The 24858-nt window shown below is 66.1% G+C and carries 24 protein-coding genes and 1 tRNA gene; 6 read left to right on the top strand and 19 right to left on the bottom strand.

The features are described 5' to 3' along the window. Positions 1-13: 13 nt before the first annotated feature. The 18 genes from nuoH to GFK26_RS17340 all read right to left on the bottom strand — a co-directional run bounded on the left by nuoH (position 14) and on the right by GFK26_RS17340 (position 17707). The gene (nuoH, locus tag GFK26_RS17425; RefSeq protein WP_153283061.1) at positions 14-1090 is read right to left on the bottom strand and encodes an NADH-quinone oxidoreductase subunit NuoH; all 1077 of its coding nucleotides are present in this window, start codon (positions 1088-1090) and stop codon (positions 14-16) included. Then, positions 1087-3258: an NADH-quinone oxidoreductase subunit NuoG gene (gene nuoG / locus GFK26_RS17420; protein ID WP_153283060.1), complete on the bottom strand. Its 2172-nt coding sequence runs from the start codon at positions 3256-3258 to the stop codon at positions 1087-1089. The genes nuoH and nuoG overlap by 4 nt, the downstream gene beginning before the upstream one ends. A gap of 20 nt (positions 3259-3278) precedes the next feature. After that, positions 3279-4619 carry an NADH-quinone oxidoreductase subunit NuoF gene (nuoF, locus tag GFK26_RS17415; protein ID WP_070063112.1) on the bottom strand — a complete coding sequence of 447 codons (1341 nt, stop codon included), beginning with the start codon at positions 4617-4619 and terminating at the stop codon, positions 3279-3281. Beyond that, on the bottom strand, positions 4619-5161 hold the full coding sequence (gene nuoE / locus GFK26_RS17410; RefSeq protein WP_099791019.1) for an NADH-quinone oxidoreductase subunit NuoE: 543 nt from the start codon (positions 5159-5161) through the stop codon (positions 4619-4621). Before nuoE ends, nuoF begins: the two co-directional genes overlap by 1 nt. Before the next feature lie 10 nt (positions 5162-5171). Continuing rightward, complete coding sequence (locus tag GFK26_RS17405) at positions 5172-6425, bottom strand: NADH-quinone oxidoreductase subunit D (protein WP_153283059.1); 1254 nt, start codon at positions 6423-6425, stop codon at positions 5172-5174. A 5-nt stretch (positions 6426-6430) separates the two neighbouring features. Further along, a complete protein-coding gene (locus GFK26_RS17400; protein ID WP_153283058.1) occupies positions 6431-7042 on the bottom strand; it encodes an NADH-quinone oxidoreductase subunit C in 612 nt (203 codons plus the stop codon). A gap of 13 nt (positions 7043-7055) precedes the next feature. Then, positions 7056-7535: a NuoB/complex I 20 kDa subunit family protein gene (locus tag GFK26_RS17395; RefSeq protein ID WP_007837763.1), complete on the bottom strand. Its 480-nt coding sequence runs from the start codon at positions 7533-7535 to the stop codon at positions 7056-7058. Positions 7536-7550: 15 nt separating this feature from the next. Beyond that, positions 7551-7910 (bottom strand): NADH-quinone oxidoreductase subunit A, encoded by a 360-nt coding sequence (locus GFK26_RS17390; RefSeq protein WP_099791025.1) that lies wholly within the window; start codon positions 7908-7910, stop codon positions 7551-7553. A gap of 67 nt (positions 7911-7977) precedes the next feature. Then, positions 7978-8062, bottom strand: a tRNA-Leu gene (locus GFK26_RS17385). A 119-nt stretch (positions 8063-8181) separates the two neighbouring features. Beyond that, entirely contained in the window at positions 8182-8592 is a 411-nt protein-coding gene (gene secG / locus GFK26_RS17380; protein WP_153283057.1) for a preprotein translocase subunit SecG, read from the bottom strand. Between the two features lie 38 nt (positions 8593-8630). Then, entirely contained in the window at positions 8631-9395 is a 765-nt protein-coding gene (tpiA, locus tag GFK26_RS17375; protein WP_153283056.1) for a triose-phosphate isomerase, read from the bottom strand. Positions 9396-9408: 13 nt separating this feature from the next. Then, the gene (locus GFK26_RS17370; protein ID WP_153283055.1) at positions 9409-10407 is read right to left on the bottom strand and encodes an NAD(P)H-quinone oxidoreductase; all 999 of its coding nucleotides are present in this window, start codon (positions 10405-10407) and stop codon (positions 9409-9411) included. Between the two features lie 90 nt (positions 10408-10497). Next, positions 10498-12825 (bottom strand): polyribonucleotide nucleotidyltransferase, encoded by a 2328-nt coding sequence (pnp, locus tag GFK26_RS17365; RefSeq protein ID WP_153283054.1) that lies wholly within the window; start codon positions 12823-12825, stop codon positions 10498-10500. A gap of 204 nt (positions 12826-13029) precedes the next feature. After that, positions 13030-13296, bottom strand: coding sequence for a 30S ribosomal protein S15 (gene rpsO, locus GFK26_RS17360; protein WP_056579564.1), 267 nt, complete (start codon positions 13294-13296; stop codon positions 13030-13032). Beyond that, positions 13293-14303 carry a DMT family transporter gene (locus GFK26_RS17355; RefSeq protein ID WP_153283053.1) on the bottom strand — a complete coding sequence of 337 codons (1011 nt, stop codon included), beginning with the start codon at positions 14301-14303 and terminating at the stop codon, positions 13293-13295. Before GFK26_RS17355 ends, rpsO begins: the two co-directional genes overlap by 4 nt. Positions 14304-14401: 98 nt before the next feature. Then, entirely contained in the window at positions 14402-15202 is an 801-nt protein-coding gene (locus GFK26_RS17350) for an AraC family transcriptional regulator (protein ID WP_153283052.1), read from the bottom strand. Positions 15203-15213: 11 nt separating this feature from the next. Continuing rightward, on the bottom strand, positions 15214-16377 hold the full coding sequence (locus tag GFK26_RS17345; protein ID WP_153283051.1) for a pyridoxal phosphate-dependent aminotransferase: 1164 nt from the start codon (positions 16375-16377) through the stop codon (positions 15214-15216). Between the two features lie 46 nt (positions 16378-16423). Further along, on the bottom strand, positions 16424-17707 hold the full coding sequence (locus GFK26_RS17340; protein ID WP_153283050.1) for a branched-chain amino acid ABC transporter substrate-binding protein: 1284 nt from the start codon (positions 17705-17707) through the stop codon (positions 16424-16426). Positions 17708-17834: 127 nt separating this feature from the next. Here GFK26_RS17340 and GFK26_RS17335 point away from each other — a divergent pair, with 127 nt between their 5' ends. Both GFK26_RS17335 and GFK26_RS17330 read left to right on the top strand, forming a co-directional pair. Next, positions 17835-18206 (top strand): Hsp20/alpha crystallin family protein, encoded by a 372-nt coding sequence (locus tag GFK26_RS17335; RefSeq protein ID WP_153283049.1) that lies wholly within the window; start codon positions 17835-17837, stop codon positions 18204-18206. A gap of 191 nt (positions 18207-18397) precedes the next feature. After that, positions 18398-19156 (top strand): alpha/beta hydrolase, encoded by a 759-nt coding sequence (locus GFK26_RS17330; protein ID WP_153283048.1) that lies wholly within the window; start codon positions 18398-18400, stop codon positions 19154-19156. Here the strand turns inward: GFK26_RS17330 and tsaD are convergent. Further along, positions 19092-20153 carry a tRNA (adenosine(37)-N6)-threonylcarbamoyltransferase complex transferase subunit TsaD gene (gene tsaD / locus GFK26_RS17325; protein ID WP_153283047.1) on the bottom strand — a complete coding sequence of 354 codons (1062 nt, stop codon included), beginning with the start codon at positions 20151-20153 and terminating at the stop codon, positions 19092-19094. The genes GFK26_RS17330 and tsaD overlap by 65 nt on opposite strands. Positions 20154-20253: 100 nt before the next feature. On the opposite strand from tsaD, the gene GFK26_RS17320 reads away from it, so the two are divergent. The 4 genes from GFK26_RS17320 to GFK26_RS17305 all read left to right on the top strand — a co-directional run bounded on the left by GFK26_RS17320 (position 20254) and on the right by GFK26_RS17305 (position 24835). Then, on the top strand, positions 20254-21516 hold the full coding sequence (locus tag GFK26_RS17320) for a nitrate regulatory protein (RefSeq protein WP_153283046.1): 1263 nt from the start codon (positions 20254-20256) through the stop codon (positions 21514-21516). A gap of 318 nt (positions 21517-21834) precedes the next feature. Further along, complete coding sequence (locus GFK26_RS17315; RefSeq protein ID WP_153283045.1) at positions 21835-23082, top strand: CmpA/NrtA family ABC transporter substrate-binding protein; 1248 nt, start codon at positions 21835-21837, stop codon at positions 23080-23082. 20 nt (positions 23083-23102) lie between these two features. After that, positions 23103-24029: a nitrate ABC transporter permease gene (ntrB, locus tag GFK26_RS17310; protein ID WP_153283044.1), complete on the top strand. Its 927-nt coding sequence runs from the start codon at positions 23103-23105 to the stop codon at positions 24027-24029. Further along, positions 24026-24835 carry an ABC transporter ATP-binding protein gene (locus tag GFK26_RS17305; RefSeq protein WP_153283043.1) on the top strand — a complete coding sequence of 270 codons (810 nt, stop codon included), beginning with the start codon at positions 24026-24028 and terminating at the stop codon, positions 24833-24835. Before ntrB ends, GFK26_RS17305 begins: the two co-directional genes overlap by 4 nt. Positions 24836-24858 lie beyond the last annotated feature (23 nt).

Genomic DNA, 24858 nt, shown 5'->3' with positions numbered 1-24858 from the left:
CGTCGCTTCCTGCTTATTTCCAGATGTTGAACGGCGTCTGCATCCAGCCACCGACCACGACCAGCCACACCAGGGTGACGGGAATGAAGATCTTCCAGCCCAGACGCATGATCTGGTCGTAACGGAAGCGCGGGAACGTCGAACGCACCCACAGGAACATGGTGACCACGCAGAAGGTCTTGAGGCCCAGCCAGATCCAGCCCGGAATGAAGCTCAGGAACTCGAACGGCGGCAGCCATCCGCCGAGGAACAGGATGACGGTCAGGATCGAGACGAGCCACATGTTGGCGTACTCGGCCAGGAAGAACATCGCGAAGCTCATGCCCGAGTACTCGATCATGTGGCCGGCCACGATTTCGGACTCGCCTTCCACCACGTCGAACGGGTGACGGTTGGTTTCGGCCAGGCCCGAGATGAAGTAGACGACGAAGATCGGCAGCAACGGCAGCCAGTTCCACGACAGGAAGCCGATGCCCAGGTCCTGGAACATGCCCTTGCCCTGCACCGTCACGATGTCGGACATGTTCAGGCTGCCGGTGACCATCAGCACCACGACGAAGCAGAAGCCCATCGCGATTTCGTAGCTCACCATCTGTGCCGAGGCGCGCAGCGCGCCCAGGAAGGCGTACTTCGAGTTCGAAGCCCAGCCGGCGATGATCACGCCGTAGACCTCGAGCGAGGTGATGGCCATCACGAACAGCAGGCCGGCGTTGATGTTGGCCAGCGCCACATCGGGACCGAAGGGAATCACGGCCCATGCGGCCAGCGCCGGCATGATGGTCATGATGGGGCCGAGCAGGAACAGGCCCTTGTTGGCGACCGTCGGAAGAATGATTTCCTTGGTCATCAGCTTGAGCGCGTCGGCGATCGGCTGCAGCAGGCCCAGCGGCCCGATGCGGTTCGGGCCCACGCGAATCTGCGTGAAGCCGATGGCCTTGCGTTCCCACAGCGTGAGGTACGCCACGGCGCCCATCAGCGGGATCACGACGACGATGATCTTGATCAGCGTCCAGACCACGGGCCAGACGACGGCAGTCCACCAGCCTGCGGCGACCAGCCCCAGGCCGAAGCCATGAATGGAGTCGATCATGCCAGTGCCTCCTCGGCCTGAGCCGGTGCGACTGGTGCGGCTGATGCGTTGCGCGCGTCAGCCGTCAGTTGCAGCGACGGTGCGCGGCGCACGATCGAGTCGAGCTGGTAGATGCTCGCGACCACGGGCGCAGCCACGGGGCCGCTGGCAGCCACAGCCTTGGCGGACGTGGCGTTGCTCAGCGCATTCGCCGGCACGGTGCCCTTGTCACCGACGGTGGCCAGCACCTCGGCGGTCGATTCGAAGGCGAAGCCCGGCAGGCCGAGCAGGTTCGCCAGCACGCGCAGCACCTTCCAGGCCGGACGCGTTTCGCCTTGCGGCTTCACGACGGCATGGAAACCCTGCAGGCGGCCTTCGGCATTGACGAAGGTGCCGGGCGTTTCGGTGAACGGCGCGATGGGCAGCAGCACGTCGCTGAACTCGAGGTTGGCCTTGAAGGGGCTCAGCGTGACGACCATCTGCGCATTGCCGATGACATCGGCGGCGGCAGCACCGGCGGCCGAGTCGAACACCGGCTCGGTGTTCAGCAGCAGCACGGCCTTGAGGCCGGAGCCGGCGGCGAGCATGCGGCCGGCATCGAGGCCGCCGTTCTGCGGGAAGGCGCCGACGAGCTGTGCGCCCACGGTATTGCCCGCTTCGGTCAGGTAGCCGACGGTGGCGCCGGTCTGTGCGCCGATCCAGTTCGCGAGGGCCAGCAGGCTGCTGGCTTGCGCGTGGTGCGCGGCAGCGTTGCCGAGCAGGATCGCCTTGCGCTCGCCGCTCAGCAGCGAGGCTGCGATGGCTTGTGCGGCAGCGTCGGGTTCGTTCTTCGGTGCCAGCGGCGCGGCAGCGCCGTTGGTCCGGCCGATGGCAGCAGCCACGGCGGCCAGTGCCTCGACCCACTGGTCGGCTTCGACGATGGATGCTTGCGCCACGTCGATGGCCCAGGCACCGCGGTCGGCCATGAGGCTGGACGAGGTGATTACCGACAGCGCGGCGCCCTTGCGCACGGCTTGGCGGATGCGCTGTGCAAACAGCGGGTGTTCCTTGCGCAGGTTCGAACCGACGACCAACGCGCGCTGCACTTGCGTGAGCGAGGCGATCGACGTGCCGAGCCAGCGCACGCCTTCGAAAGCCGTGAATTCGGCGTTGCGCAGGCGGTAGTCGATGTTGTCGCTGCCGAGTTCACGCGTGAGCATGGCGGCGAGTTGCAGCTCTTCGAGCGTGCTGTGCGGGCTGACCAGCGTGCCGATGCTTTGCGCACCATGGTCGGTCTTGATCTGCTTGAGGCCGTTGGCAACGTATTCAAGCGCCGTCTGCCAGTCGACCTGTTGCCACTGGCCGCCCTGCTTCAGCATGGGCTGGGTCAGGCGTTCCGTGCCGTTGAGCGCTTCGTACGAGAAGCGGTCGCGGTCGGCAATCCAGCATTCGTTGACGTCTTCGTTCTCGAGCGGCACCACGCGCATCACGCGGTTGTTCTTGACCTGGACGATCAGGTTGGCACCGGTGGAGTCGTGCGGGCTCACCGACTTGCGGCGCGACAGTTCCCAGGTGCGGGCGCTGTAGCGGAAGGGCTTGCTCGTGAGCGCGCCGACCGGGCAGATGTCGATCATGTTGCCCGACAGTTCGGAGTCGACCGAGTCGCCGAGGAAGGTTTCGATTTCGGAGTGCTCGCCGCGGTGCGACATGCCAAGCTCCATCACGCCGGCCACTTCCTGGCCGAAACGGACGCAGCGCGTGCAATGGATGCAGCGGCTCATTTCTTCCATGCTGATCAACGGGCCGACGTCCTTGTGGAACACGACGCGCTTTTCTTCTTCGTAACGCGAAGAAGAACCGCCGTAGCCCACGGCCAGATCCTGCAGCTGGCATTCGCCGCCCTGGTCGCAGATGGGGCAATCCAGCGGGTGGTTGATCAGCAGGAACTCCATGACGGACTGCTGGGCCTTGATGGCCTTGTCGCTCTTGGTGCGAACGATCATGCCCTGCGTGACGGGCGTGGCGCAGGCCGGCATCGGCTTGGGCGCTTTTTCCACGTCGACCAGGCACATGCGGCAGTTGGCCGCGATGCTGAGTTTCTTGTGATAGCAGAAGTGCGGAATGTAGGTGCCCGCCTTTTCGGCCGCATGCATCACCATGCTGCCTTCGGTCACTTCGACCTTCTTGCCGTCGAGTTCGATTTCGATCATGTCTGTGTTTCTTCTCGCACTCAGGCCTTGACGGGCGCCGTCGGGACGTGACCCGGAATCAGGGCCTCGAACTCATGGCGGAAGTGCTTGATCATGGCGCGCACCGGCATGGCCGCCGCATCGCCGAGCGCACAGATCGTGCGGCCCATGATGTCGCCGGCCACGGAGTCCAGCAGCTGCATGTCGCTGGGCTTGCCCTGGCCGTTGTGGATGCGGTCGACCACGCGGTAGAGCCAGCCCGTGCCTTCGCGGCAGGGAGTGCACTGGCCGCAGGACTCGTGCATGTAGAAGTACGAGAGGCGCTTGAGCGACTCGACCATCGACCGCGTGTCGTCCATGACGATCACAGCGCCCGAACCCAGCATGGAGCCGGCCTTGGCGATGGAGTCGTAGTCCATGGTGCAGGCCATCATGATGTCGGCCGGCAGCACCGGCGACGACGAGCCGCCGGGAATCACCGCCTTGAGCGTGCGACCCTTGCGCACGCCGCCGGCCAGTTCGAGCAGCTTGGAGAACGGTGTGCCCATGGGCACTTCGTAGTTGCCGGGCAACTCGACGTCACCACTCACCGAGTAGATCTTGGTGCCGCCGTTGTTCGGCTTGCCGCACTCGAGGTAGGCCTGGCCGCCGTTGCGGATGATCCAGGGCACCGCTGCGAAGGTCTCGGTGTTGTTGATGGTGGTCGGCTTGCCGTACAGGCCGAAGCTCGCCGGGAACGGCGGCTTGAAGCGCGGCTGGCCCTTCTTGCCTTCGAGCGATTCGAGCAGCGCGGTTTCTTCGCCGCAGATGTAGGCACCGAAGCCGTGGGCCGCGTGCAACTGGAAGTTGTACGTGCTGCCCATGATCTTGTCGCCGAGATAACCGGCGGCGCGCGCCTCTTCGAGGGCGGCCTCGAAGCGGTCGTAGCTCTGGAAGATCTCGCCGTGGATGTAGTTGTAGCCCACGCTGATGCCCATCGCATACGCGGCGATGGCCATGCCTTCGATCACGATGTGCGGGTTGAACTGCAGGATGTCGCGGTCCTTGCACGTGCCGGGCTCGCCTTCGTCCGAATTGCAGACGAGGTACTTCTGGCCCGGGAACTGGCGGGGCATGAAGCTCCACTTCAGGCCGGTCGGGAAACCGGCGCCGCCGCGGCCGCGCAGGCCCGAGGCCTTCACTTCGGCGATCACCTGGTCGGGCGTGAGGCCCTCGGTGAGGATCTTGCGCAGCGCCTGGTAGCCGCCGCGCGCTTCGTAGTCGGCCAGATGCCAGTTGGTGCCGTCGAGGCCTGCATAAATTTGAGCGCCGATGTGGCGGTCATGGAAGCAGGTCTGGACACCGGTGGCCTGGAATTGCGAGAGAACCTGTTCGGGCGTCATCACGAAGCCTCCCCTGGCTTGGCACTGCGCAAACCGTCGATGAGCTGGTCGAGCTTGTCATTGCTCATGAAGCTGCACATGGTGCGGTCGTTGACCAGCATCACGGGCGAATCGGCGCAGGCGCCGAGGCATTCGCTCTGCTGCAGCGTGAACAGGCCGTCGGCCGTGGTCTCGCCCATCTTGATGCCGAGCTTCTTCTCGAGATGAACCAGCGCGGTCACGCCGTCGCGCAGCTGGCACGGCAGGTTGGTGCACACGTTGAGCTTGAACTTGCCCACCGGATGCTGGTTGTACATGTTGTAGAAGGTCGTCACTTCGTGCACGGCGATGGGCGCCATGCCGAGGTAGGCGGCGATCTCGCGCTCGCGCTGCACGCTCACGAAGCCTTCGTCCTGCTGGACGATGGCGAGGCAGGCCATCACGGCCGACTGCTTTCCGGCTTCGGGGTACTTCGCGACCTCGCGCGCAAAGCGCTCGAGGATGGCGGCCTTCAACGGCGCCGAAGGCACCGCGTCATGGTGATGGGTTGAGGAAGTCGTCATTCGCTCTTTCTCACCTGTCGATTTCGCCGAACACGATGTCCATCGTGCCGATCACCGCGACAGCGTCGGCGATCATGTGGCCGCGCGACATTTCGTCGAGGGCAGCGAGGTGCGGGAAGCCCGGGGCGCGGATCTTCAAGCGGTACGGCTTGTTGGCGCCGTCGCTCACGAGATAGATGCCGAACTCGCCCTTGGGATGCTCGACGGCGGCATACGCTTCGCCTTCGGGCACATGGAAGCCTTCGGTGAAGAGCTTGAAATGGTGGATCAGCTCCTCCATGTTCGCCTTCATCGATTCGCGCGCGGGCGCAGCGACCTTGTGGTTGTCGGTGATGACCGGGCCGGGATTCACGCGCAGCCATGCCGAGCACTGCTGGATGATCTTGTTGGCCTGGCGCATTTCTTCCACGCGCACAAGGTAGCGGTCGTAGCAGTCGCCGGTCTTGCCGACGGGCACGTCGAACAGCATCTGGTCGTAGACGTCGTAGGGCTGCTTCTTGCGCAGATCCCATTCGACGCCCGAGCCACGCAGCATCGGGCCGGTGAAGCCGAGGTTCAGCGCGCGCTCCGGCGTGACCACGCCGATGCCCACGGTACGCTGCTTCCAGATGCGGTTGTCGGTGAGGAGCGTTTCGTACTCGTCGACCATCTTCGGGAAGCGCTTGCAGAAGTCGTCGATGAAATCGAGCAGCGAACCCTGGCGGTTCTCGTTCAGACGTTCGATCGCCTTCGCGTTCTTGACCTTGCTGACCTTGTACTGCGGCATCGAATCCGGCAGGTCGCGGTAGACGCCGCCCGGACGGAAGTACGCTGCGTGCATGCGCGCGCCGGACACGGCTTCGTACATGTCGAACAGGTCTTCACGCTCGCGGAAGCAGTAGATGAGCATGTTCATCGCACCGCAGTCCAGACCGTGCGCACCGAGCCACAGCAGGTGGTTCAGCAGGCGGGTGATCTCGGCGAACATCACGCGGATGTACTGCGCACGGATCGGCACATCGAGGCCCATCATCCGCTCGATGGCGAGGCAGTAGGCGTGCTCGTTGGACATCATCGACACGTAGTCGAGGCGGTCCATGTAGGGCAGCGACTGGATGAAGGTGCGCGATTCGGCGAGCTTCTCGGTCGCGCGGTGCAGCAAGCCGATGTGGGGGTCGGCACGCTGGATCACTTCGCCGTCCAGCTCAAGCACCAGGCGCAGCACGCCGTGTGCTGCGGGGTGCTGGGGACCGAAGTTGAGTGTGTAGTTCTTGATTTCGGCCATATCTGTCAGTGCAAACCGCCGCCGTAGTTGTCTTCGCGGATCACGCGCGGCGTGATTTCGCGCGGCTCGATCGAGACCGGCTGGTAGACCACGCGCTTCTGCTCTTCGTCGTAGCGCATTTCGACGTGACCCGACACCGGAAAGTCCTTGCGGAACGGGTGGCCGATGAAGCCGTAGTCGGTCAGGATGCGACGCAGGTCGTCGTGGCCGTCGAACACGATGCCGTACAGATCGAAGGCTTCGCGTTCGAACCACGTGGCGGCACTCCAGACGGGCTGAAGCGAGTCGACGACGGGCAGGTCTTCATTCGGTGCGAACACCTTGAGGCGCACGCGCTGGTTGAGGCTCACGGAGAGCAGGTGCGAGACGACGCAGTAGCGCTCGCCCTGCCACTCGCTTTCGCGGTAGTCGGAGTAGTCCATGCCACAGAGGTCGATCAGCTGCTCGAAGCGGCAGCCGGGCGCATCGCGCAGCAGCGTTGCTGCATCGATGTAGTCGGCGGCACTGACCACGACGGTCACTTCTTCGAGCGCGAGCGTCACGCTCTTGGCCTTGGCGCCGAGCGTCTCGGCGATCGTGGCGCGCAGCACCTCCGGCGAAATTGCAAAGTCAGTCATCGTCGGCAATCTCTCAAGCGCGGGCAATGGTATTGGTGCGGCGAATTTTCTGCTGCAGCTGAATCACGCCGTACAGCAGTGCTTCAGCGGTGGGCGGGCAACCCGGCACATAGACGTCGACCGGCACGATGCGGTCGCAGCCACGCACCACGGAATAGCTGTAGTGGTAGTAACCGCCGCCATTTGCGCAGGAGCCCATCGAGAGCACCCAGCGCGGCTCGGGCATCTGGTCATAGACCTTGCGCAGCGCCGGCGCCATCTTGTTGCACAGCGTGCCGGCCACGATCATCAGATCGGACTGCCGCGGGCTGGGGCGAAACAACATGCCGAAACGGTCGATGTCATAGCGGGCAGCGCCCGCGTGCATCATTTCGACCGCACAGCATGCGAGGCCGAACGTCATCGGCCAGAGAGATCCGGTCTTCGCCCAGTTCACGACCGAGTCGTAGGTCGTGGTGACGAAGCCTTCTTTGAGAACGCCTTCAATGGCCATCGTGTTGCTTCCTTGTCATTCCCAGTCGAGCGCGCCTTTTTTCCACTCGTAGACAAAGCCCACGACGAGGATGGCGAGAAAGATCATCATGGCCCAGAAGCCAACAGCGCCGATTTCCTTGAGCGCAATGGCCCACGGAAAGAGAAAGGCAATTTCGAGATCGAAGAGGATGAAGAGAATCGCGACGAGGTAATAGCGCACGTCGAACTTCATGCGCGCATCCTCGAAGGCCTCGAAGCCGCACTCGTAAGGCGCGTTCTTCGCAGCGTTGGGCCGATTGGGCCCAAGGATGTATCCGATGACTTGCGGGGCGACGCCTACGCCGACCCCGACCAAAATGAACAAAAGGACGGGAAGGTAGGAATCGAGATTCATCGAGAAATTTTCACCGCTTGCCACCGACAGAAGAGCCTCTGGATAGAGATCTTCTGCCGGTGAGATTTGGTGCGGTCGGCGAGACTCGAACTCGCACAGCTTTCGCCACTACCCCCTCAAGATAGCGTGTCTACCAATTTCACCACGACCGCGGTTTTAAACTGTCCAGATGGCATGAGGTGCCGTTGAGGCATTTGGCTTTCTGAACAGATTTAGAGTTTACCCTGAAATGAAGCCGTTTCTCACAGACGGCTGCATGAAAACAACCTGATTACTTGGCCGGAATCTGGCCGGTGCCCGAAACAGGAGCCGCAGGCGCCGAAGCAGCCTTGGCAGGTGCTGCTGCAGAGGGGATTTCACCCGCAGCGCCCGTCGCAGGAGCAGCCGGTGCAGCAGGCGTGCCCACGGCGGCGCGCTCCAGCAGGCTGCCACCGCCCGCAGGACGTGCGTGACTGAAGTAAGCCAGCAACAGCGTGCAAGCAAAGAACACCGCAGCCAGCACGGCCGTCGTGCGCGAAAGGAAGTTGGCACTGCCGCTGGCACCGAACAGGCTGCCCGCACTGCCGCTGCCGAAGGCCGCACCCATGTCGGCGCCCTTGCCGTGCTGGATCAGGATCAGGCCGATCATTGCCAGCGCCGACAGCATTTGCACGCCGACCAGAAGATTGAGGACCACGTTCATTCGTTCTTACTCCTAAGTGATGGCTGCCGTTGCCGCGATCAGCGTGCAGCGGCAGAAATGATCTGCAAAAAGTCGGGCGCCTTCAGCGAGGCGCCACCGATGAGGCCGCCGTCGATGTCGGCCTGCGCCAGCAGTTCGGCGGCGTTCGCCGCGTTCATGCTGCCGCCGTACAGAATCTTGATGCCCGCGGCATGCTCGCTCGCCGCATGGTGCAGTTGCGCACGCAGCACGGCGTGCACCGCCTGCGCCTGCGCCGGCGAAGCCGTCTTGCCCGTGCCGATGGCCCAGACCGGCTCATAGGCCACGACGATCTCGCTGATGCAGTGGCCGTTCAGATGAATCACCGCGGCCAGCTGACGCTTGACGACCTCTTCCGTCTGCCCTGCTTCGCGCTGTGCCAGCGTCTCGCCGACACAGACGATCGGCGTGATGCCGTTCGCCAAGGCTGCCGCCGTCTTGGCCGCCACCACGTCGTCGGTTTCGCCGTGGTACTGGCGACGCTCCGAATGGCCGACGATGGCATAGCGCACGCCGAAGTCCTTCAGCATCGCCGCCGATTGCTCACCGGTGAACGCACCTTGCGGGTGGGCCGAGATGTCCTGCGCACCGAGCGCCAGCGACGGCGTGTCCGCCAGCAGCGATTGCAGCTGGGCAAAGTACGGCGCAGGCGCACACAGTGCGACACCGCAAGCCGCCGGGCTGACAGCCAGCCCTTGCTGCAGGGCCTTCACCAGCGCCTCGTTGGCGGCCAGGCCGCCATTCATCTTCCAGTTGCCGGCAATCAGTTTCTTGAAAGTTGTCATCGCGTTGTTCGTCTCACCAAGTCAGCACGATCTTGCCGATGTGCTGGTTCGATTCCATCAGGGTGTGAGCCTGGGCCGCACCGCTGGGCTCACCTGCTGCCGCATAGGTGCTGTGGATCACGGGCTTGACCGCGCCGCTTTCGAGCAGCGGCCAGACCTTCTCGCGCAATGCCTTGGCGATGGCGCCCTTGAACGCCACCGCCCGCGGACGCAGCGTCGAGCCGGTGATCGTGAGCCGCCGACGCAGCACGAGGCCCGCGTTGATCTCGCTCTTCACACCGCCCTGCACCGCAATGATCACGAGCCGGCCGTCTTCGGCCAGGCATTCGATCTCGCGCGCGACGTAGTCGCCCGCCACCATGTCGAGCACCACGTCCACGCCCTTGCCGCCGGTGAGCTGCTTCGCCACTTCGACGAAATCGCTCGTGCGGTAGTTGATCGCGTGGTCGGCGCCGAGCTTCAGGCAGGCTTCGCACTTGTCGTCGCTGCCAGCCGTGACGATCACGGTCGCGCCGAGCGCCTTGGCGATCTGGATCGCCGTGACGCCGATGCCGCTCGAGCCGCCCTGGATCAGCAGGGTCTCACCCTTCTGCAGCCGGCCGCGCTCGAACACATTGCTCCAGACAGTGAAGAAGGTCTCGGGCAGCGAGGCCGCCTCGATGTCGCTCCAGCCCTTGGGCACCGGCAGGCATTGCGCCACAGGCGCCACGCACAGCTCGGCATAGCCGCCACCAGCCACCAGCGCGCACACGCGGTCGCCGACCTTGAAGCCCGCATCAGCCAGCGCCTTGGCGTCGCCCGACACGATCTCGCCGGCCACTTCGAGGCCCGGCAGGTCGGAAGCGCCGGGCGGCACGGGGTAATGCCCCATCCGCTGCAGCACGTCCGGACGATTGACGCCGCTGGCCGCCACGCGGATCAGGAGCTCGCCCTCGCCGGCGACCGGGTCGGGACGCACAGCGACGCGCAGCACCTCGGGGGCGCCGTACGAAGTGATCTCAATGGCTTTCATGGGGTCTCCGAGACTCGGATGCCCGCACGGGGGCGGGCATCAATGGCTGTCCACGAGAGGCGACGGCACCAGGCCGTCGCGCCTCACTGCTTACTCCTGCGGTTCGCGCGGGGCTTGCTGCTGCGACTCGCCAGCGGGCTGCTGTTGCTGCTCGCCGCGGGGCTGTTGCTGCTGGTCGTTGAAGCGCGGTGCGCGCTCGCCACGATCACCACCACGGTCGCCGCCGCGATCGCCACGGTCCGAACGCTCACGGCGGTCGCCACCACGGTCACCGCGATCGCCACGGTCTTCACGCGGCGGGCGCTCGCTGTATTCCATGCCGGCCGGACGCTCGGTCAGGGCCTTCATGGACAGCTTGACGCGGCCCTTTTCGTCCGTCTCGAGAACCTTGACCTTCACGATCTGGCCTTCGCTCAGGTAGTCGGTCACCTTCTCGACGCGCTCGTGCGCGATCTGGCTGATGTGCAGCAGGCCGTCCTTGCCGGGCAGCAGGTTGATGAGCGCGCCGAAGTCCAGGATCTTGGTGACCGGGCCTTCGTAGACCTTGCCGATTTCGACTTCAGCGGTGATCTGCTCGATGCGGCGCTTGGCGAACTCTGCCTTTTCCGGGTCGGTCGAGGCAATGGTGATGGTGCCGTCTTCGTCGATGTTGATCGTCGTGCCGGTTTCTTCCTGCAGGCCACGGATGACCGAACCGCCCTTGCCGATCACGTCGCGGATCTTCTCGGGGTTGATCTTCAGCGTGGTCAGGCGCGGTGCGAAGCTGGAGACTTCGGCCTTGGCCTCGCCCATGGCTTCTTGCATCTTGCCCAGGATGTGCATGCGCGCTTCCTTGGCCTGAGCCAGTGCGACCTGCATGATTTCCTTGGTGATGCCCTGGATCTTGATGTCCATCTGCAGCGCAGTGATGCCGTTGGTCGTGCCGGCCACCTTGAAGTCCATGTCGCCCAGATGATCTTCATCGCCCAGGATGTCGGTCAGCACCGCGAAGCGGTTGTCTTCCTTGATCAGGCCCATGGCGATACCGGCCACGTGGGCCTTCATCGGCACGCCGGCGTCCATCATCGACAGGCAGCCGCCGCAGACCGAAGCCATCGACGAGGAGCCGTTCGACTCGGTGATTTCCGACACCACGCGGATGGTGTACGGGAATTCTTCCTTGGTCGGCAGCACGGCGACGAGCGCGCGCTTGGCCAGGCGGCCGTGGCCGATTTCGCGGCGCTTGGTCGAGCCCATGCGGCCCACTTCGCCGGTGGCAAAGGGAGGCATGTTGTAGTGGAACAGGAAGCGGTCTTCGTACTCGCCGGCCAGCGCGTCGATGCGCTGTGCGTCGCGTTCGGTGCCGAGCGTGGTGATGACCAGCGCCTGCGTTTCACCGCGCGTGAACAGGGCCGAGCCGTGGGTGCGGGGCAGCACCGAGTTGCGGATTTCGATGGGACGCACAGTGCGCGTATCGCGGCCGTCGATGCGGGGTTCACCCGACAGGATCTGGCTGCGAACGATCTTCGATTCGATCGAGAACAGCAGGTCGTTGACCTTGCCGGCGTCGAAAGGCTCGCCGCTCTCCTTCAACGAGGCCATCACGCTGGCATTGGCTTCGCGCAGGGCTTGCGTGCGGGCTTGCTTGCTGCGGATTTGATAGACAGCGCGCAGCTTTTCTTCGGCCAGGCCCTTGACCTTGGCGACGAAGGCCTCGTCTTCGGCAGGTGCCTGCCAGTCCCACACCGGCTTGCCGGCGTCGCGCACGAGGTCATGGATCGCGTTGATCGCGATGTTGGCTTGTTCGTGGCCGAACACCACGCCACCGAGCATGATTTCTTCGCTCAATTGCTGGGCTTCGGACTCGACCATCAGCACGGCAGCTTGCGTGCCGGCGACGACGAGGTCCATCTGCGAATCCTTGCGGGCCGTCTGGCCCGGATTCAGCACGTACTGGCCGTTGATGTAGCCCACGCGGGCGGCACCGATCGGGCCGCTGAACGGGATGCCGGAGATCGACAGCGCGGCGCTCACGCCGATCATGGCGGCGATGTCGGCGTCGACTTCAGGGTTGAGCGACACGGTGTGGATCACCACGTGCACTTCGTTCAGGAAACCTTCGGGGAACAGCGGGCGGATCGGACGGTCGATCAGGCGGCTGGTCAGGGTTTCGTGTTCGCTGGGCTTGGCTTCGCGCTTGAAGAAGCTGCCGGGGATCTTGCCCGCGGCGTAGGTCTTCTCGATGTAGTCGACGGTCAGCGGGAAGAAATCTTGACCGGGCTTGGCCGACTTGGAGGCGACCACGGTCGCCAGGATCACGGTGCCGTCGATGTCGACCAGCACGGCGCCATTGGCCTGACGGGCGACTTCACCCGTTTCCATGACGACGGTCTTGTCGCCCCATTGGAAGGACTTGGTGATTTTGTTGAAGAGGCTCATTGTTGCTCCTATTTTGATAGCGAATCACACAGGATTCGCAAGGGTCGGAGGCTGCTCAGAACACGATGCCATTCCAGCGAAGCTCGGGGTGAACTTCATTGGAATGACACAGCTTCGCTCTGTTGGGCACTCCGAAAGTGGATCGCGAAGTAAAAAACGCCTGAGCTAGCGGACTAACCCAGGCGTTTTTTCATGCGATTCGAATTACTTGCGCAGACCCAGCTTGGCGATCAGCGCGGTGTAACGCTCGGCGTCCTTGGACTTGAGGTAGTCGAGGAGCTTGCGACGGCGGCTGACCATGCGCAGCAGGCCGCGACGACCGTGGTGGTCCTTGGCGTGCGTCTTGAAGTGGGGGGTCAGCTCGTTGATACGGGCGGTCAGCAGTGCGACTTGCACTTCAGGGCTGCCGGTGTCGTTGGCTGCACGGGCGTTGTCTTTGACAACTTCGGCCTTGATGGAGGCTGCGATCATGTTGAATTTCCTTGTTCCGGGATGTTTGACTTGCGGTGAGCACTGGAACTGCCCTCACCGTGCGCCTTGCGGCATGCAAAGCTTTGGGAGTATACATCGGCCGGCTTGACCGCTCCTTCCCGCCGCCTTCCGTCGAGCGACACCAGCCCCACGGCGCCCAGCACGCAGGCGGCGCCGGCGATCTGGGCCCACCCCACCGCCTCCCCCAGCCACCACGCGGCCAGGACCAGCGCCGAGACCGGCATCAGCGCCGTGAACAGCGCCGCCTCAGCGCCCCGCAGCCGGGCGGCGCCGGCGTACCAGAGCAGGAAGCCGGCCACCGTCGGCACCAGCGCGTAGTAGGCCACCCCGGCCAGCGCCTCGGCCGGCACCGGCTGGAGCCACGCGCGCTCCAGCAGCGCCGGAACCACGGACAGCAGCAGCCCCAGCGCGACCATCGCCGTCGACTGCACGAGCGGCGCCAGCGGCACGCGCAGCCGCTTGTTGAGCAGGATGAAGAGCGACTCGAGCGCCACCGCCCCCAGCACCAGCAGGTTGCCGAGCAACGCGGTCGGCGTGCGCTCGCCGCCCTCCCCACCCGGACGCAGCGTGATCGCCAGCACACCCAGGCTCGCGAGCACGATCCCGCCGATCAGATAGCGCCCCGGTCGCTCGCGCAGCGCCAGCACAGCGACCAGCGCGGCCATGGCCGGCAGCGTGCCGGTCACCACGCCCGCGTCGGCGGCGGGCGCCCAGCGCACGCCCAGAATCAGCAGCACCGTGTAGCCGACGCTGCCCGCCGCCGCCTGGCACAGCAGCAGCACGGCGTCGTGGCGATCGGGCCGCGGCCACCGCACGCGCATGAACCCCATGAGCGCCGCGAACACGGGCAGCGCCAGCCCAAAGCGCAGCGCGGTCGCCGTGAACGGCGGCAGGCCACTCGCGATGAGCTTGCTCGCGACCACCGTGCTGCCGACCGTGACCATCGCGAGCGCGCACAGCCACATCCCCTTGCTTCGTTCCGACATGTTTCTTCGCCTTCCGATTGCGTTGGCAACCACAAAGGCGCGAGCGTCTCCCGCCAGGGCATCGGCGGTCTTGAACGAAATTGCAGGGAGGAAAGAAGTCAGCCGCAGCGCGCGGCCGCATACGCACCGGGCGTGAAGCCCAGGAAGCGCACGAAGGCCCGCGTCATGTGGCTCTGGTCGGCGAAGCCCGCGTCGGCTGCCGCATCGGCCAGCGCCCTGCCCTGCGTGATCAGCCGACGGGCGCGCGACACCCGGCACTGCTGCAGCCAGGCATGCGGCGGGAGTCCAAACGCCGCCGCGAAGCCGCGCAGCAGCTGGTAGCGACTCAGGTCCGCCTCGCGCGCGAGTTCGGCGAGCGTGGGCGCATGGATGCAGTCGTCGGCGATACGAGCCCGTGCGCGCTCCATCGCTGCCGGCGCCACACGCTGCGATGACTCAGGAGCCCGCGCGCCAGGCGCATCGCGCAGCAGCTGCAGCACGCCCTGCTCCAGCGCCAGCGCGTCATCCCCTTCGACGACGGCCGTGAACAGTCGATCAAAGCCCTGCCGCAGCGCCGGATCGCTCAACACAGGCCGCGTCAGCTCGAACCCCGACGGCACCCCCTCCGACAGCAGTGCAGGCGCCAGATGCAGCATGCGCCAAGCCCGCGCCTCGCCGCGCATCGCGACGCCGTCGTGCACCTCGCCCGGATTCACCGTGATGACATCGCCGCGCACCGCCTCGACCGCGCCACGCCCGCTGGCCGAGCGTTGTCCGCCGCAGTCCATCACGCCGATGCCGAACACGTCGTGCATGTGGCGCGGAAAGCTGCGGTTCGATTCGGCCGCGATCGCCTGCAGGCCCGGCAGCGCCGATCCGCGGATGCGCACGGCATCGACGGGCGTGGAGCTCGACGCCATGCCCAAAAACCTCAGCCCTGCTGCTTCGCCAGCCAGCCGCGCAGCCGCTCGACGCCCTGCACCAGCCGCTGCGGGTCTTTCGACGCGAAGCACCAGCGCAGCCAGCCCTGCGCCTCGGGCGCGAAGGCGTTGCCCGGTGCGAGCCCCAGGCCCGCTTCGGCGACGAGGCGCTTGGCGAGCTCGAGCGAATCGCCAAAACCTTCGAGCCGGAAGAAGGCATACATGCCGCCCTTGGCCGGCGCCACCTGCACGCCCGGCAGGGCCGCCAGCAGCGGCACCAGCGTGTCGCGGCACTGCTTCAGGTGTGCGACCACACGCGGCGTAATGTCGGCCGTGTGCTCAAGCGCCGCGATGGCGGCGCGCTGCGTGAACACGCTCGCGCACGAGGTGTTGAACTCGATCAGCTTGCCGATGCCGTCGACCATCGCCGGCGGCAGCACCAGCCAGCCGAGGCGCCAGCCGGTCATGAGGAAGCTCTTCGAGAAGCTGTGCGTCACAACCAGGCGGTCGTCCGGCGTCGAGATGTCGAGAAAGCTCGGCGCACAGCCATTCGGTGTGGGCTCGAAGTACAGCCGCTCGTACACCTCGTCGGCCAGGATCCAGGTGCCGGTCTCGCGGCAGTGGTCGAGCACGGCCTGCTGCTCGTCGCGCGTCATCGTCCAGCCCGTGGGGTTGTTCGGTGCGTTGACGATCAGCAGCTTCGTCTTCGGCGTGACCGCGGCGCGCAGTGCGGGCAGGTCGAGCGTCCACTCGCCGTTCACCGGCACCAGCGACACGGTGCGCACGTGCGCGCCCATGATCGCCGGCTGCGCCGTGAGGTTGGGCCACACCGGCGTGACGGCGACCACGTCGTCGCCCGCATCGACCAGCGCCTGCACCGCGAGCATGAGCGCGCTCACGCCGCCCGAAGTGACGGCGATGCGCGAGGCCTCGACCGCCGGATGCAGGCGGCTCGTGTAGCGCGCAATGGCTTCGCGCAGTTCGGGCAGGCCGAGGTTGTGCGCGTAGAAGGTTTCGCCGCGCTGCAGCGACTCGATGGCCGCCTGGCGGATCACCTCGGGAGTGACCTCGTCGCTCTCGCCGAACCAGAAGGCGAGCACGTCGTCGCGGCCCATGCCGGCATTGGCGACTTCGCGGATCTTCGAGGCTTCGAGGTGGTGGATGGCTTCACGCATGTCTGGGAGTTCCTGTGCTGTCGGGTGTCGTTCGCTCAAAGGCCATTCAAGGGCGCTTCATCTTGCAAGAGGTCGGCTGCTCGGCGCGCTCGGGCGCGATCGTCTTGATCACGCGGAACCCGTAGCCCGAGCCCTCGACGTCGAACTGCACGCCGGGCTTGCCCTGCTTGTCCATCACGCCGACGACGAGCTGTTGCTGGAACTGATGGTCGGCCGCGCGCATGCGGCCGCGCTGGCCGTACAGGCTCACGTCGGCCTGCTCCAGCGCACGCGCCAGCGGCACGGCCTCGGTGCTGCCCGCGCGTTCCAGCGCCTGCGCGAGCGACTCGACCAGCAACTGCATGCGCATGTGCACGTAGTCGTCGGCCGGCCGCGGAAAGCGCGTGCGGAACGCGCGGTAGAAGGCTTCGGACTGCGGCGTCTGCACGTTCGGCAGCCAGTCGGCCACCGCAACCACGCGGCCGATGCCTGCATCGCCGATGGCGGCGGGCGCGCCCAGTGCGTTGCCGTAGAAGGTGTAGAAGGTGCCATTGAATCCGGCTTCGCGCGCGGCCTTCACGAGCAGCGTGAGGTCGTTGCCCCAGTTGCCGGTGACCACGGCCTGCGCGCCGCTGGCGAGGATCTTGGTGGCGTAGGGCGCGAAGTCCTTCACCTTGCCCATCGGGTGCAACTCGTCGCCGACGATCTCCACCTCGGGGCGCTGCGCGCCGAGCTGGCGGCGCGATTCGCGCAGCACGGCCTGGCCGAAGCTGTAGTCCTGGCCGATCAGGTAGACGCGCTTGAGCGCCGCGTCGTCTTTCACCACGTCCATCAGCGCGGCCACGCGCATGTCGGCATGGGCGTCGAAACGGAAGTGCCAGAAGCTGCAGCGCTCGTTGGTCAGCACCGGATCGACCGCCGAGTAGTTCAGGAAGATCACGCGCCGCGCGGGGTCGCGCTCGTTGTTCTTGTCGATGGCATCGATCAGCGCCGCCGCCGTCACCGACGAGTTGCCCTGCAGCACGATGCGGGTGCCGTCGTCCATGGCCGCGCGCAGTGCCGACAGTGCTTCTTCGTTCTGGCCCTTGCTGTCGTAGCGGTCGAGCTGCAGCGGCCGTGCGCCGCCGGGCAGCTTCACGCCGCCGCGTGCGTTCACGCGCTCCACGGCCCACAGCAGGTTGCGAAACACGGCCTCGCCGGTGTTGGCAAACGGGCCGCTCATGCTCTCGATGAGCGCCAGCCGGATGGGCGCGGGTTGCGGGGCCTGCGCGAAGCCGGCGAACGGGGTCGCGCATAGCGCCGCCGCTGCGAATTTCAAGGCCTGGCGGCGCCAAATAAAGGGGGATTTCATTGTCTTGAAACGCGTGCCGATGCGCCTAGATGAGGTGTCAAGCGGCACTCACGATGGAAAGGCCGCGCAGTGTAAGGGACACACATTCCATGTCCCCGTTGTGTTCATTCATCCAGGAGTTTCAGCCATGTTTTTCGCCCCCACCCTGCGCACCGCGCATTTCGCTCCCCGTGCCCACGACCGCGCTTTCGAGCGCTTCGTGAACGAGGCTTTTGCCGGCGCCCGCCGCTCTCCCCTGGTCGAGCAGGACGACAAGAGCTGGACCCTGTCGCTCGACGTGCCCGGCCTGTCGCGTGAAGACCTGTCGGTGGCCATCGAAGGCGCCGTGGTCCGCATCGAGAGCAAGGCCGAAGCCAAGCGCCAGATCAAGCTCGCCTACGAGCTGCCGCAAGCCATCGACCTGGCCACCAGCGACGCCAAGCTGGAGAACGGCGTGCTGACCCTGAAGCTCGGCAAGCTGGTGCCGGCAAGCCAGGTTTCGAACTTGCAGATCAACTAGTCCGAGCGATGCCCCCACGAAGAAAATGTTAGTGACAGCTTGTTTTGACTTTAAACAAGCGTCGTATTCACAATAGTGCCGTATAACGTCACATGATGTGACGATTTATTAGTACTTTCTTCTTCGTGGGCATCTCGTAAACGCATCGAGTTCCCGGGGCGGTGCGGACAGCGGGTGTGCCTCAAGGCACCATGAAAACGCACCTGCAGTCAGCCAATGACACCGAACAATCGGACACGCTCCTGATCTTCCTGCCAGGGGCTTACCTCAAGCCCGAAGAGTTCGAGCGCGAGGGTTTCATCAGTGCGGTGCGCGAGCGGCACCTGGCCGCCGACGCGCTGCTGGTGGATGCAGACGTCTCCTACTACTACGACCAGACTTTGAGCGAGAGGCTGCACGCCGACGTCATCGAGCCCCAGCGGGCCAAGGGCTACACCTCGATCTGGCTGGTCGGCATTTCCATCGGTGGGTTCGGCGCGTTGATCCACGAACTGGCGCGGCCGGGCTCGGTGGACGGCATCGTGGCGCTGGCGCCCTACCTCGGACGCCGCGTGCTCGGCGCGGAGATCAAGAAGGCCGGCGGCCTGCGCGCCTGGCAGGCGCCCACCGGGCCGCAGCCCGACGAAGAACCCGACCGCAAGCTCTGGCCCTTCTTCCAGCAGTACCTGGCGCCCAAGCCTGACAAAGACCTGCCGCCGCTGTACCTGGGTTTCGGCCTGGCCGACCGCTTTGCCAGCAATCACAAGCTGCTGGCCGACGCCTTGCCGCCGGGACGCGTGTTCACCACCGAAGGCGGCCACGACTGGCCCGAGTGGCGCCAGCTCTGGCGCAATGTGCTCGACGTGCTGCCGCTGCCCGCGCTGGGGCGCGGCGCACGCGCGCCGGCTAGGCGGTTTCCGGCAGTGGCGTCTCTGGCGTCATCAGCGATGCCATCGGCCATCGCGGCTTGACATCGAAGGCGTAGCGCTCCGAGGCCTGCGACAGGCCCGACTGCAACCGCATCGCGGCGGCCATGGCGATCATGGCGCCGTTGTCGGTGCACAGGTGCAGCTCGGGGTAATGCACACGCACCTTGCGCTTGGCGCACGCCGCGTTCAGCTGCTCGCGCAGGTTCCTGTTGGCCCCCACGCCGCCCGCCACCACCAGCCGCTTCAGGCCGGTCTGGTCGAGCGCCGCGAGCGATTTCTTCAGCAGCACCTCGACGATCGCCGCCTGCGTGGACGCCGCCAGGTCGGCCTTGCGCACGTCGAGCTGGTCGCCGAGCTTCTTGGCCTGCGTGAGCACGGCCGTCTTCAGGCCGGCGAACGAAAAGTCGAGGTCGCCACTGTGCAGCAGCGGTCGCGGCAGCTTGAAGGCCGCGGCGTCGCCGTCTTCGGCCAGCTTCGCGAGCCAGGGGCCGCCGGGATACGGCAGGCCCATGAGCTTGGCGCTCTTGTCGAAGGCCTCGCCGGCCGCGTCGTCGATGGTTTCGCCGAGCAGTTCGTAGCGGCCCACGCCGTCGACCCGCATCAGCTGCGTGTGGCCGCCCGACACCAGCAGCGCCACGAACGGAAATTCGGGCGGATCGGCGCTCAGGAACGGCGACAGCAGATGCCCTTCGAGGTGATGCACGCCCAGCACCGGCTTGCCCAGCGCCACGCCGAGCGCACAGGCCACGCCCGCGCCCACGAGCAGCGCGCCGGCCAGGCCCGGGCCGCGCGTGTAGGCCACCACGTCGATCTCGGCGAGCGAGCGCCCGGCCTCGGCCATGACGGCTTCGGTGAGCGGCAGCACGCGGCGGATGTGGTCGCGGCTGGCCAGCTCGGGCACCACGCCGCCGTAGGCCTGGTGCATGGCGATCTGGCTGTGCAGCGCGTGCGAACGCAGCAGCGGCAGCGCGTCGCCGTGCGACTCGACCAGCGCCACGCCGGTCTCGTCGCAGGATGATTCGATTCCCAACAAGAGCATGGCGCCGAGTGTAGGGGTCGCCCGTCGGCGGCGCCCGCGAAGGGGCAAGCGAGGCACGGAAGTTGCACGAGTGGGGTGCGCCCTCCCCACTCCCCCACGAATGACTTCCGGCCTGAACTTCCTGATCGCCGCGCGCCGATGCGAGATCGACGCGCTGGACCAGCTCGCGCGCACCAGCGAGCTGGTCGGCGCGATCGGGCGGCTCGTGCATGCGCTGCAGCGCGAGCGCGGCATGTCGAACGTGTTTCTCGCCTCGCACGGCGGGCGCTTCGCCGACCAGCGCGGCCCGCAGATCGCCGAATGCCTCGCGCTCGAACAGCAGGTGCGTGCCGGATTCGACCGGCTCGAGGCCGAGCACCACCGCGTGGTGGGCGCCGGCCACGGCGCGCGCCTGTTCAGCCGCATCGCCTGGGTGCTGCCCGGCCTGGACGCCCTGCCCGCGCTGCGCCAGCGCATCGACGCGCTCGGCCTCCAGCCGGCGCAGGCCGTGGCCGCCTTCGCCAAGCTGGTCGCCGGCCTGCTGGCCGTGGTCTTCGAGGCGGCCGACGGCGCCACCGACCCCGAAATCTCGCGCCTGCTGGTGGCGATGTTCAACTTCATGCAGGGCAAGGAGTTCGCGGGCCAGGAGCGCGCCTTCGGCGCCGCCGCGCTCGCACTGGGCCGCGGCGACGAGGCGCAGCGCCAGCAATGGCGGCACCTCATCGAGTCGCAGGAACGCTGTTTCCAGGTGTTCATCGATTTCTCGGGCGACGCCGTGCGCGCGCTCTGGCACGACAGCCAGTCCGACACCGTGCTGGCCGAGCTCGAACGCCTGCGCCGCAAGGGCGCCACCTCGGTGCCGGCCGATGCGCTGCTGAGCCAGGCCTGGTTCGATTGCTGCACGCGGCGCATCGACGCCATGCAGACGGTCGAGAACCGCCTCTCCGCCGACCTGCGCGCGCTGTGCGACCACAAGACCGCCCAGGCACGCAGCGAGCTGGCCGCGTACCGGCAACTGCTCGGCACGCTGGCCCCGCAGGCCGGCGGCGCGCTGTTCTTCGACGATGCCCAAGCGCAAGATGCCACGCCCGCGCAGCTCGGGCACCACCTCGAGCGCTCGGTGCTCGACATGGTCCAGGAGCAGTCGCAGCGCCTGCAGGCCATGAGCGACGAACTCGACACCGTGCGCGCCTCGCTCAACGAACGCAAGATCGTCGAGCGCGCCAAGGGCCTGCTGATGGCGCACCGCCGCCTGAGCGAGGCCGAGGCGCACAAGATGCTGCGCCAGACCGCCATGAACCAGAAGCGCCGCCTTGTCGACGTGGCCGAGTCGATGCTGGCCATGGCCGACTATCTGCCGCTCGAACCTGCACCGCGGCGCTGACCCGGGCCGCTTGGATTGGTGCAGCGCACAACAGTTGTGCGTCGCCCGGTTTCGCAGGCCGGCAGGAACTTTCCCCTGCACCGGCGCGCCTTGCCAGCTATCTTTTCCATAGCTTCCAACGGCGATTCCGGGCTGGCACACCGCTTGCATGGAGCTTGTCACAGACCGCAAGGTCTTGAGGCAGGTTGCACCCAACGGCGGGTGCGGCCCACCGATCCGGACAAAGGCGTCCCCATCCCGCAAGGGCTCGTTCACGAGCGGCCCCTGCGCGGTGCGGACGCCTTTTCGTTTTTGTCTTTCACTTCTGGAGCCCCGCCCATGTCCGATCTGCTGCTGACAACCAAACTGAGCCGGCGCCGCGTGCTGCAGGCCGCCGCCCTCGGCGCCGTGGGCATCGACCCCGCGCTGCGCGCCGCCGTCTGGGCCCAGGGCTCGGACAAGCCGGAGAAGGAAGAAGTGAAGATCGGCTTCATCCCGCTGACCGACTGCGCCAGCGTGGTGATGGCCTCGGTGCTGGGCATCGACAAGAAGTACGGCGTGAAGATCGTGCCCAGCAAGGAAGCCAGCTGGGCCGGCGTGCGCGACAAGCTCTCCAACGGCGACCTGGACATGGCGCACGTGCTCTACGGCCTCGTCTACGGCATGCACCTGGGCCTGAGCGGCCCCAAGAAGGACATGGCCGTGCTCATGACCCTCAACAACAACGGCCAGGCGATCACGCTCTCGAAGAAGCTGGCCGACAAGGGCGCGGTCGATGCGGCCTCGCTCGCCAAGCTGATTGCGACGGAGAAGCGCGAATACACCTTCGCCCAGACCTTCCCCACCGGCACGCACGCCATGTGGCTGTACTACTGGCTCGCCTCCGCCGGCATCGACCCATTCAAGGACGTGAAGAACATCACCGTGCCGCCCCCGCAGATGGTCGCGAACATGCGCGTGGGCAACATGGACGGCTACTGCGTGGGCGAGCCCTGGGGCCAGCGCGCGATCATGGACGGCATCGGCATCACGGCGATCACCACGCAGGACATCTGGAAGGACCACCCCGAGAAAGTGCTCGGCTGCACCGCGGAGTTCACGAAGAAGTACCCGAACACCGCGCGCGCCGTCACCGCCGCCATCCTCGAGGCCAGCAAGTGGATCGACGCCGGCCTGCAGAACAAGAACAAGATGGCCGAGACCATCGCCGACAAGAGCTACGTCAACACCAGCGTGGACGCCATCAACCAGCGCATCCTGGGCCGCTACGTCAACGGCCTGGGCAAGAGCTGGGACGACCCCAACCACATGAAGTTCTACAACGGCGGCGCCGTGAACTTCCCGTACCTGTCGGACGGCATGTGGTTCCTCACGCAGCACAAGCGCTGGGGCCTGCTGAAGGAGCACCCCGACTACCTGAAGGTGGCCACCGAGATCAACCGCATCGACATCTACAAGCAGGCCGCTGCCGCCACGCAGACGCCCGTGCCCAAGGACACGATGCGCAGCAGCAAGCTCTTCGACGGCACCGTCTGGGACGGCAAGGACCCGAAGAAGTACGCGGACTCGTTCAAGTTGCACGTTTGATGTTCGAGGAGAAACACACCATGGTCAGCGCCGTCTTTCACTCGCCCCTGAACGCATCCCTCCCTCTCCCGCATGCGGGAGAGAGCCGGGGTGAGGGTGCGGCCCACGCCAAGGCCGCCCCGCTCCCCCGCGCGGAGAAAGAGAAGAAGCCACGCACGCCTCTCGACCTGCGCGCCTTCTGGATGCGCGTGCTCCCGCCGCTCCTGGGTTTCGGCCTGCTGGTGCTGGTCTGGGAGATCGTGGCCATGAAGAGCACCACCGGTTTCCCCACGCCGCTCGCCACCTGGCAGCAGGCGCTCACGGTGTTCAGCGATCCGTTCTACAGCAAGGGTCCGAACGACCAGGGCGTGGGCTGGAACGTGCTCTCGTCGCTGCAGCGCGTGGCACTGGGCTTCGGCCTCGCGGCGGCGGTCGGCATTCCGGCCGGCTTTGCCATCGGGCGCTTCGAGTTCCTCTCGCGCATGTTCAACCCGCTGATCAGCCTGCTGCGCCCCGTGTCGCCGCTGGCCTGGCTGCCCATCGGCCTGCTGGTGTTCAAGGGTGCCAACCCGGCCGCGATCTGGACCATCTTCATCTGCTCGATCTGGCCGATGGTCATCAACACTGCGGTCGGCGTGCAGCGCGTGCCGAGCGACTACATGAACGTGGCCAAGGTGCTCAACCTCAGCGAATGGAAGATCCTCACCAAGATCCTCTTTCCGGCCGTGCTGCCCTACATGCTCACGGGCGTGCGGCTCGCCGTCGGCACCGCGTGGCTGGTGATCGTCGCGGCCGAAATGCTCACGGGCGGCGTCGGCATCGGCTTCTGGGTGTGGGACGAGTGGAACAACCTCAACGTCGCCAACATCATCATCGCGATCTTCGTGATCGGCATCGTCGGTCTGGTGCTGGAGTTCGCGCTCATCAAGCTCGCTACCGCATTCACGTTCGAAGAGGTGAAATCATGAACGACGATTCGAAGTACATCGAGATCCACGGCGTCGAGCAGGCGTTCAAGACACCCAAGGGTCGCTTCGTCGCGCTGCGCGACGTGAACCTGAACGTGGCCAAGGGCGAGTTCGTCACGCTCATCGGGCACTCGGGCTGCGGCAAGTCGACGCTGCTGAACCTCATCGCCGGCCTGACCACGCCCACGCAGGGCGTGCTGCTGTGCGCCAACAAGGAGATCAAGGGCCCGGGCCCCGAGCGCGCCGTGGTGTTCCAGAACCACTCGCTGCTGCCCTGGCTCACCTGCTTCGAGAACGTGTACCTCGCGGTCGAGCGCGTGTTCGCGGCCACCGAGAGCAAGGCGCAGCTGCGCGAACGCACCGATGCGGCGCTCGCGCTGGTGGGCCTCACGCCCGCGGCGCAGAAGCGGCCCGGCGAAATCTCGGGCGGCATGAAGCAGCGCGTGGGCCTCGCCCGTGCGCTGTCGATGGAGCCCAAGGTGCTGCTGATGGACGAGCCCTTCGGCGCCCTCGACGCCCTCACCCGCGCCAAGCTGCAGGACGAACTGCTCGCCATCGTGCAGAAGACGCGCAGCACGGTCGTCATGGTCACGCACGACGTCGACGAGGCCGTGCTGCTGTCCGACCGCATCGTGATGCTCACCAACGGCCCGGCCGCCACCATCGGCGAGGTGCTGGCGGTGGACATCGCGCGCCCGCGCAACCGCGTCGCGCTGGCCGAAGACCCGGCCTATGTGCACGCACGCAAGGCGGTGATCGATTTTCTCTACACGCGCCAGGCGCATGTGGAGAAGGCCGCGGCCTGACCCCGCAGGCGCAGCACCACGGG

Source organism: Variovorax paradoxus, assembly GCF_009498455.1.
GTDB lineage: Bacteria > Pseudomonadota > Gammaproteobacteria > Burkholderiales > Burkholderiaceae_C > Variovorax > Variovorax paradoxus_H.
Note: the sequence above shows the minus strand (reverse complement) of the source record. Positions and strands in the feature narration are given on the sequence as shown.

What these genes read in the sequence shown, in the direction of transcription:
- GFK26_RS17350 (WP_153283052.1), bottom strand. Translation starts at nt 15,202, where the DNA reads ATGGCGTCGAGCTCCACGCCCGTCGATGCCGTGCGCATCCGCGGATCG.
- tpiA (WP_153283056.1), bottom strand. Translation starts at nt 9,395, where the DNA reads ATGACAACTTTCAAGAAACTGATTGCCGGCAACTGGAAGATGAATGGC.
- GFK26_RS17390 (WP_099791025.1), bottom strand. Translation starts at nt 7,910, where the DNA reads ATGAATCTCGATTCCTACCTTCCCGTCCTTTTGTTCATTTTGGTCGGG.
- GFK26_RS17395 (WP_007837763.1), bottom strand. Translation starts at nt 7,535, where the DNA reads ATGGCCATTGAAGGCGTTCTCAAAGAAGGCTTCGTCACCACGACCTAC.
- GFK26_RS17355 (WP_153283053.1), bottom strand. Translation starts at nt 14,303, where the DNA reads ATGTCGGAACGAAGCAAGGGGATGTGGCTGTGCGCGCTCGCGATGGTC.
- GFK26_RS17305 (WP_153283043.1), top strand. Translation starts at nt 24,026, where the DNA reads ATGAACGACGATTCGAAGTACATCGAGATCCACGGCGTCGAGCAGGCG.
- GFK26_RS17340 (WP_153283050.1), bottom strand. Translation starts at nt 17,707, where the DNA reads ATGAAATCCCCCTTTATTTGGCGCCGCCAGGCCTTGAAATTCGCAGCG.
- nuoF (WP_070063112.1), bottom strand. Translation starts at nt 4,619, where the DNA reads ATGACGCCCGAACAGGTTCTCTCGCAATTCCAGGCCACCGGTGTCCAG.
- GFK26_RS17335 (WP_153283049.1), top strand. Translation starts at nt 17,835, where the DNA reads ATGTTTTTCGCCCCCACCCTGCGCACCGCGCATTTCGCTCCCCGTGCC.
- tsaD (WP_153283047.1), bottom strand. Translation starts at nt 20,153, where the DNA reads ATGCTCTTGTTGGGAATCGAATCATCCTGCGACGAGACCGGCGTGGCG.
- GFK26_RS17320 (WP_153283046.1), top strand. Translation starts at nt 20,254, where the DNA reads ATGACTTCCGGCCTGAACTTCCTGATCGCCGCGCGCCGATGCGAGATC.
- GFK26_RS17315 (WP_153283045.1), top strand. Translation starts at nt 21,835, where the DNA reads ATGTCCGATCTGCTGCTGACAACCAAACTGAGCCGGCGCCGCGTGCTG.
- GFK26_RS17405 (WP_153283059.1), bottom strand. Translation starts at nt 6,425, where the DNA reads ATGGCCGAAATCAAGAACTACACACTCAACTTCGGTCCCCAGCACCCC.
- pnp (WP_153283054.1), bottom strand. Translation starts at nt 12,825, where the DNA reads ATGAGCCTCTTCAACAAAATCACCAAGTCCTTCCAATGGGGCGACAAG.
- ntrB (WP_153283044.1), top strand. Translation starts at nt 23,103, where the DNA reads ATGGTCAGCGCCGTCTTTCACTCGCCCCTGAACGCATCCCTCCCTCTC.
- nuoE (WP_099791019.1), bottom strand. Translation starts at nt 5,161, where the DNA reads ATGACGACTTCCTCAACCCATCACCATGACGCGGTGCCTTCGGCGCCG.
- rpsO (WP_056579564.1), bottom strand. Translation starts at nt 13,296, where the DNA reads ATGATCGCAGCCTCCATCAAGGCCGAAGTTGTCAAAGACAACGCCCGT.
- GFK26_RS17345 (WP_153283051.1), bottom strand. Translation starts at nt 16,377, where the DNA reads ATGCGTGAAGCCATCCACCACCTCGAAGCCTCGAAGATCCGCGAAGTC.
- nuoH (WP_153283061.1), bottom strand. Translation starts at nt 1,090, where the DNA reads ATGATCGACTCCATTCATGGCTTCGGCCTGGGGCTGGTCGCCGCAGGC.
- GFK26_RS17330 (WP_153283048.1), top strand. Translation starts at nt 18,398, where the DNA reads ATGAAAACGCACCTGCAGTCAGCCAATGACACCGAACAATCGGACACG.
- GFK26_RS17400 (WP_153283058.1), bottom strand. Translation starts at nt 7,042, where the DNA reads ATGACTGACTTTGCAATTTCGCCGGAGGTGCTGCGCGCCACGATCGCC.
- secG (WP_153283057.1), bottom strand. Translation starts at nt 8,592, where the DNA reads ATGAACGTGGTCCTCAATCTTCTGGTCGGCGTGCAAATGCTGTCGGCG.
- nuoG (WP_153283060.1), bottom strand. Translation starts at nt 3,258, where the DNA reads ATGATCGAAATCGAACTCGACGGCAAGAAGGTCGAAGTGACCGAAGGC.
- GFK26_RS17370 (WP_153283055.1), bottom strand. Translation starts at nt 10,407, where the DNA reads ATGAAAGCCATTGAGATCACTTCGTACGGCGCCCCCGAGGTGCTGCGC.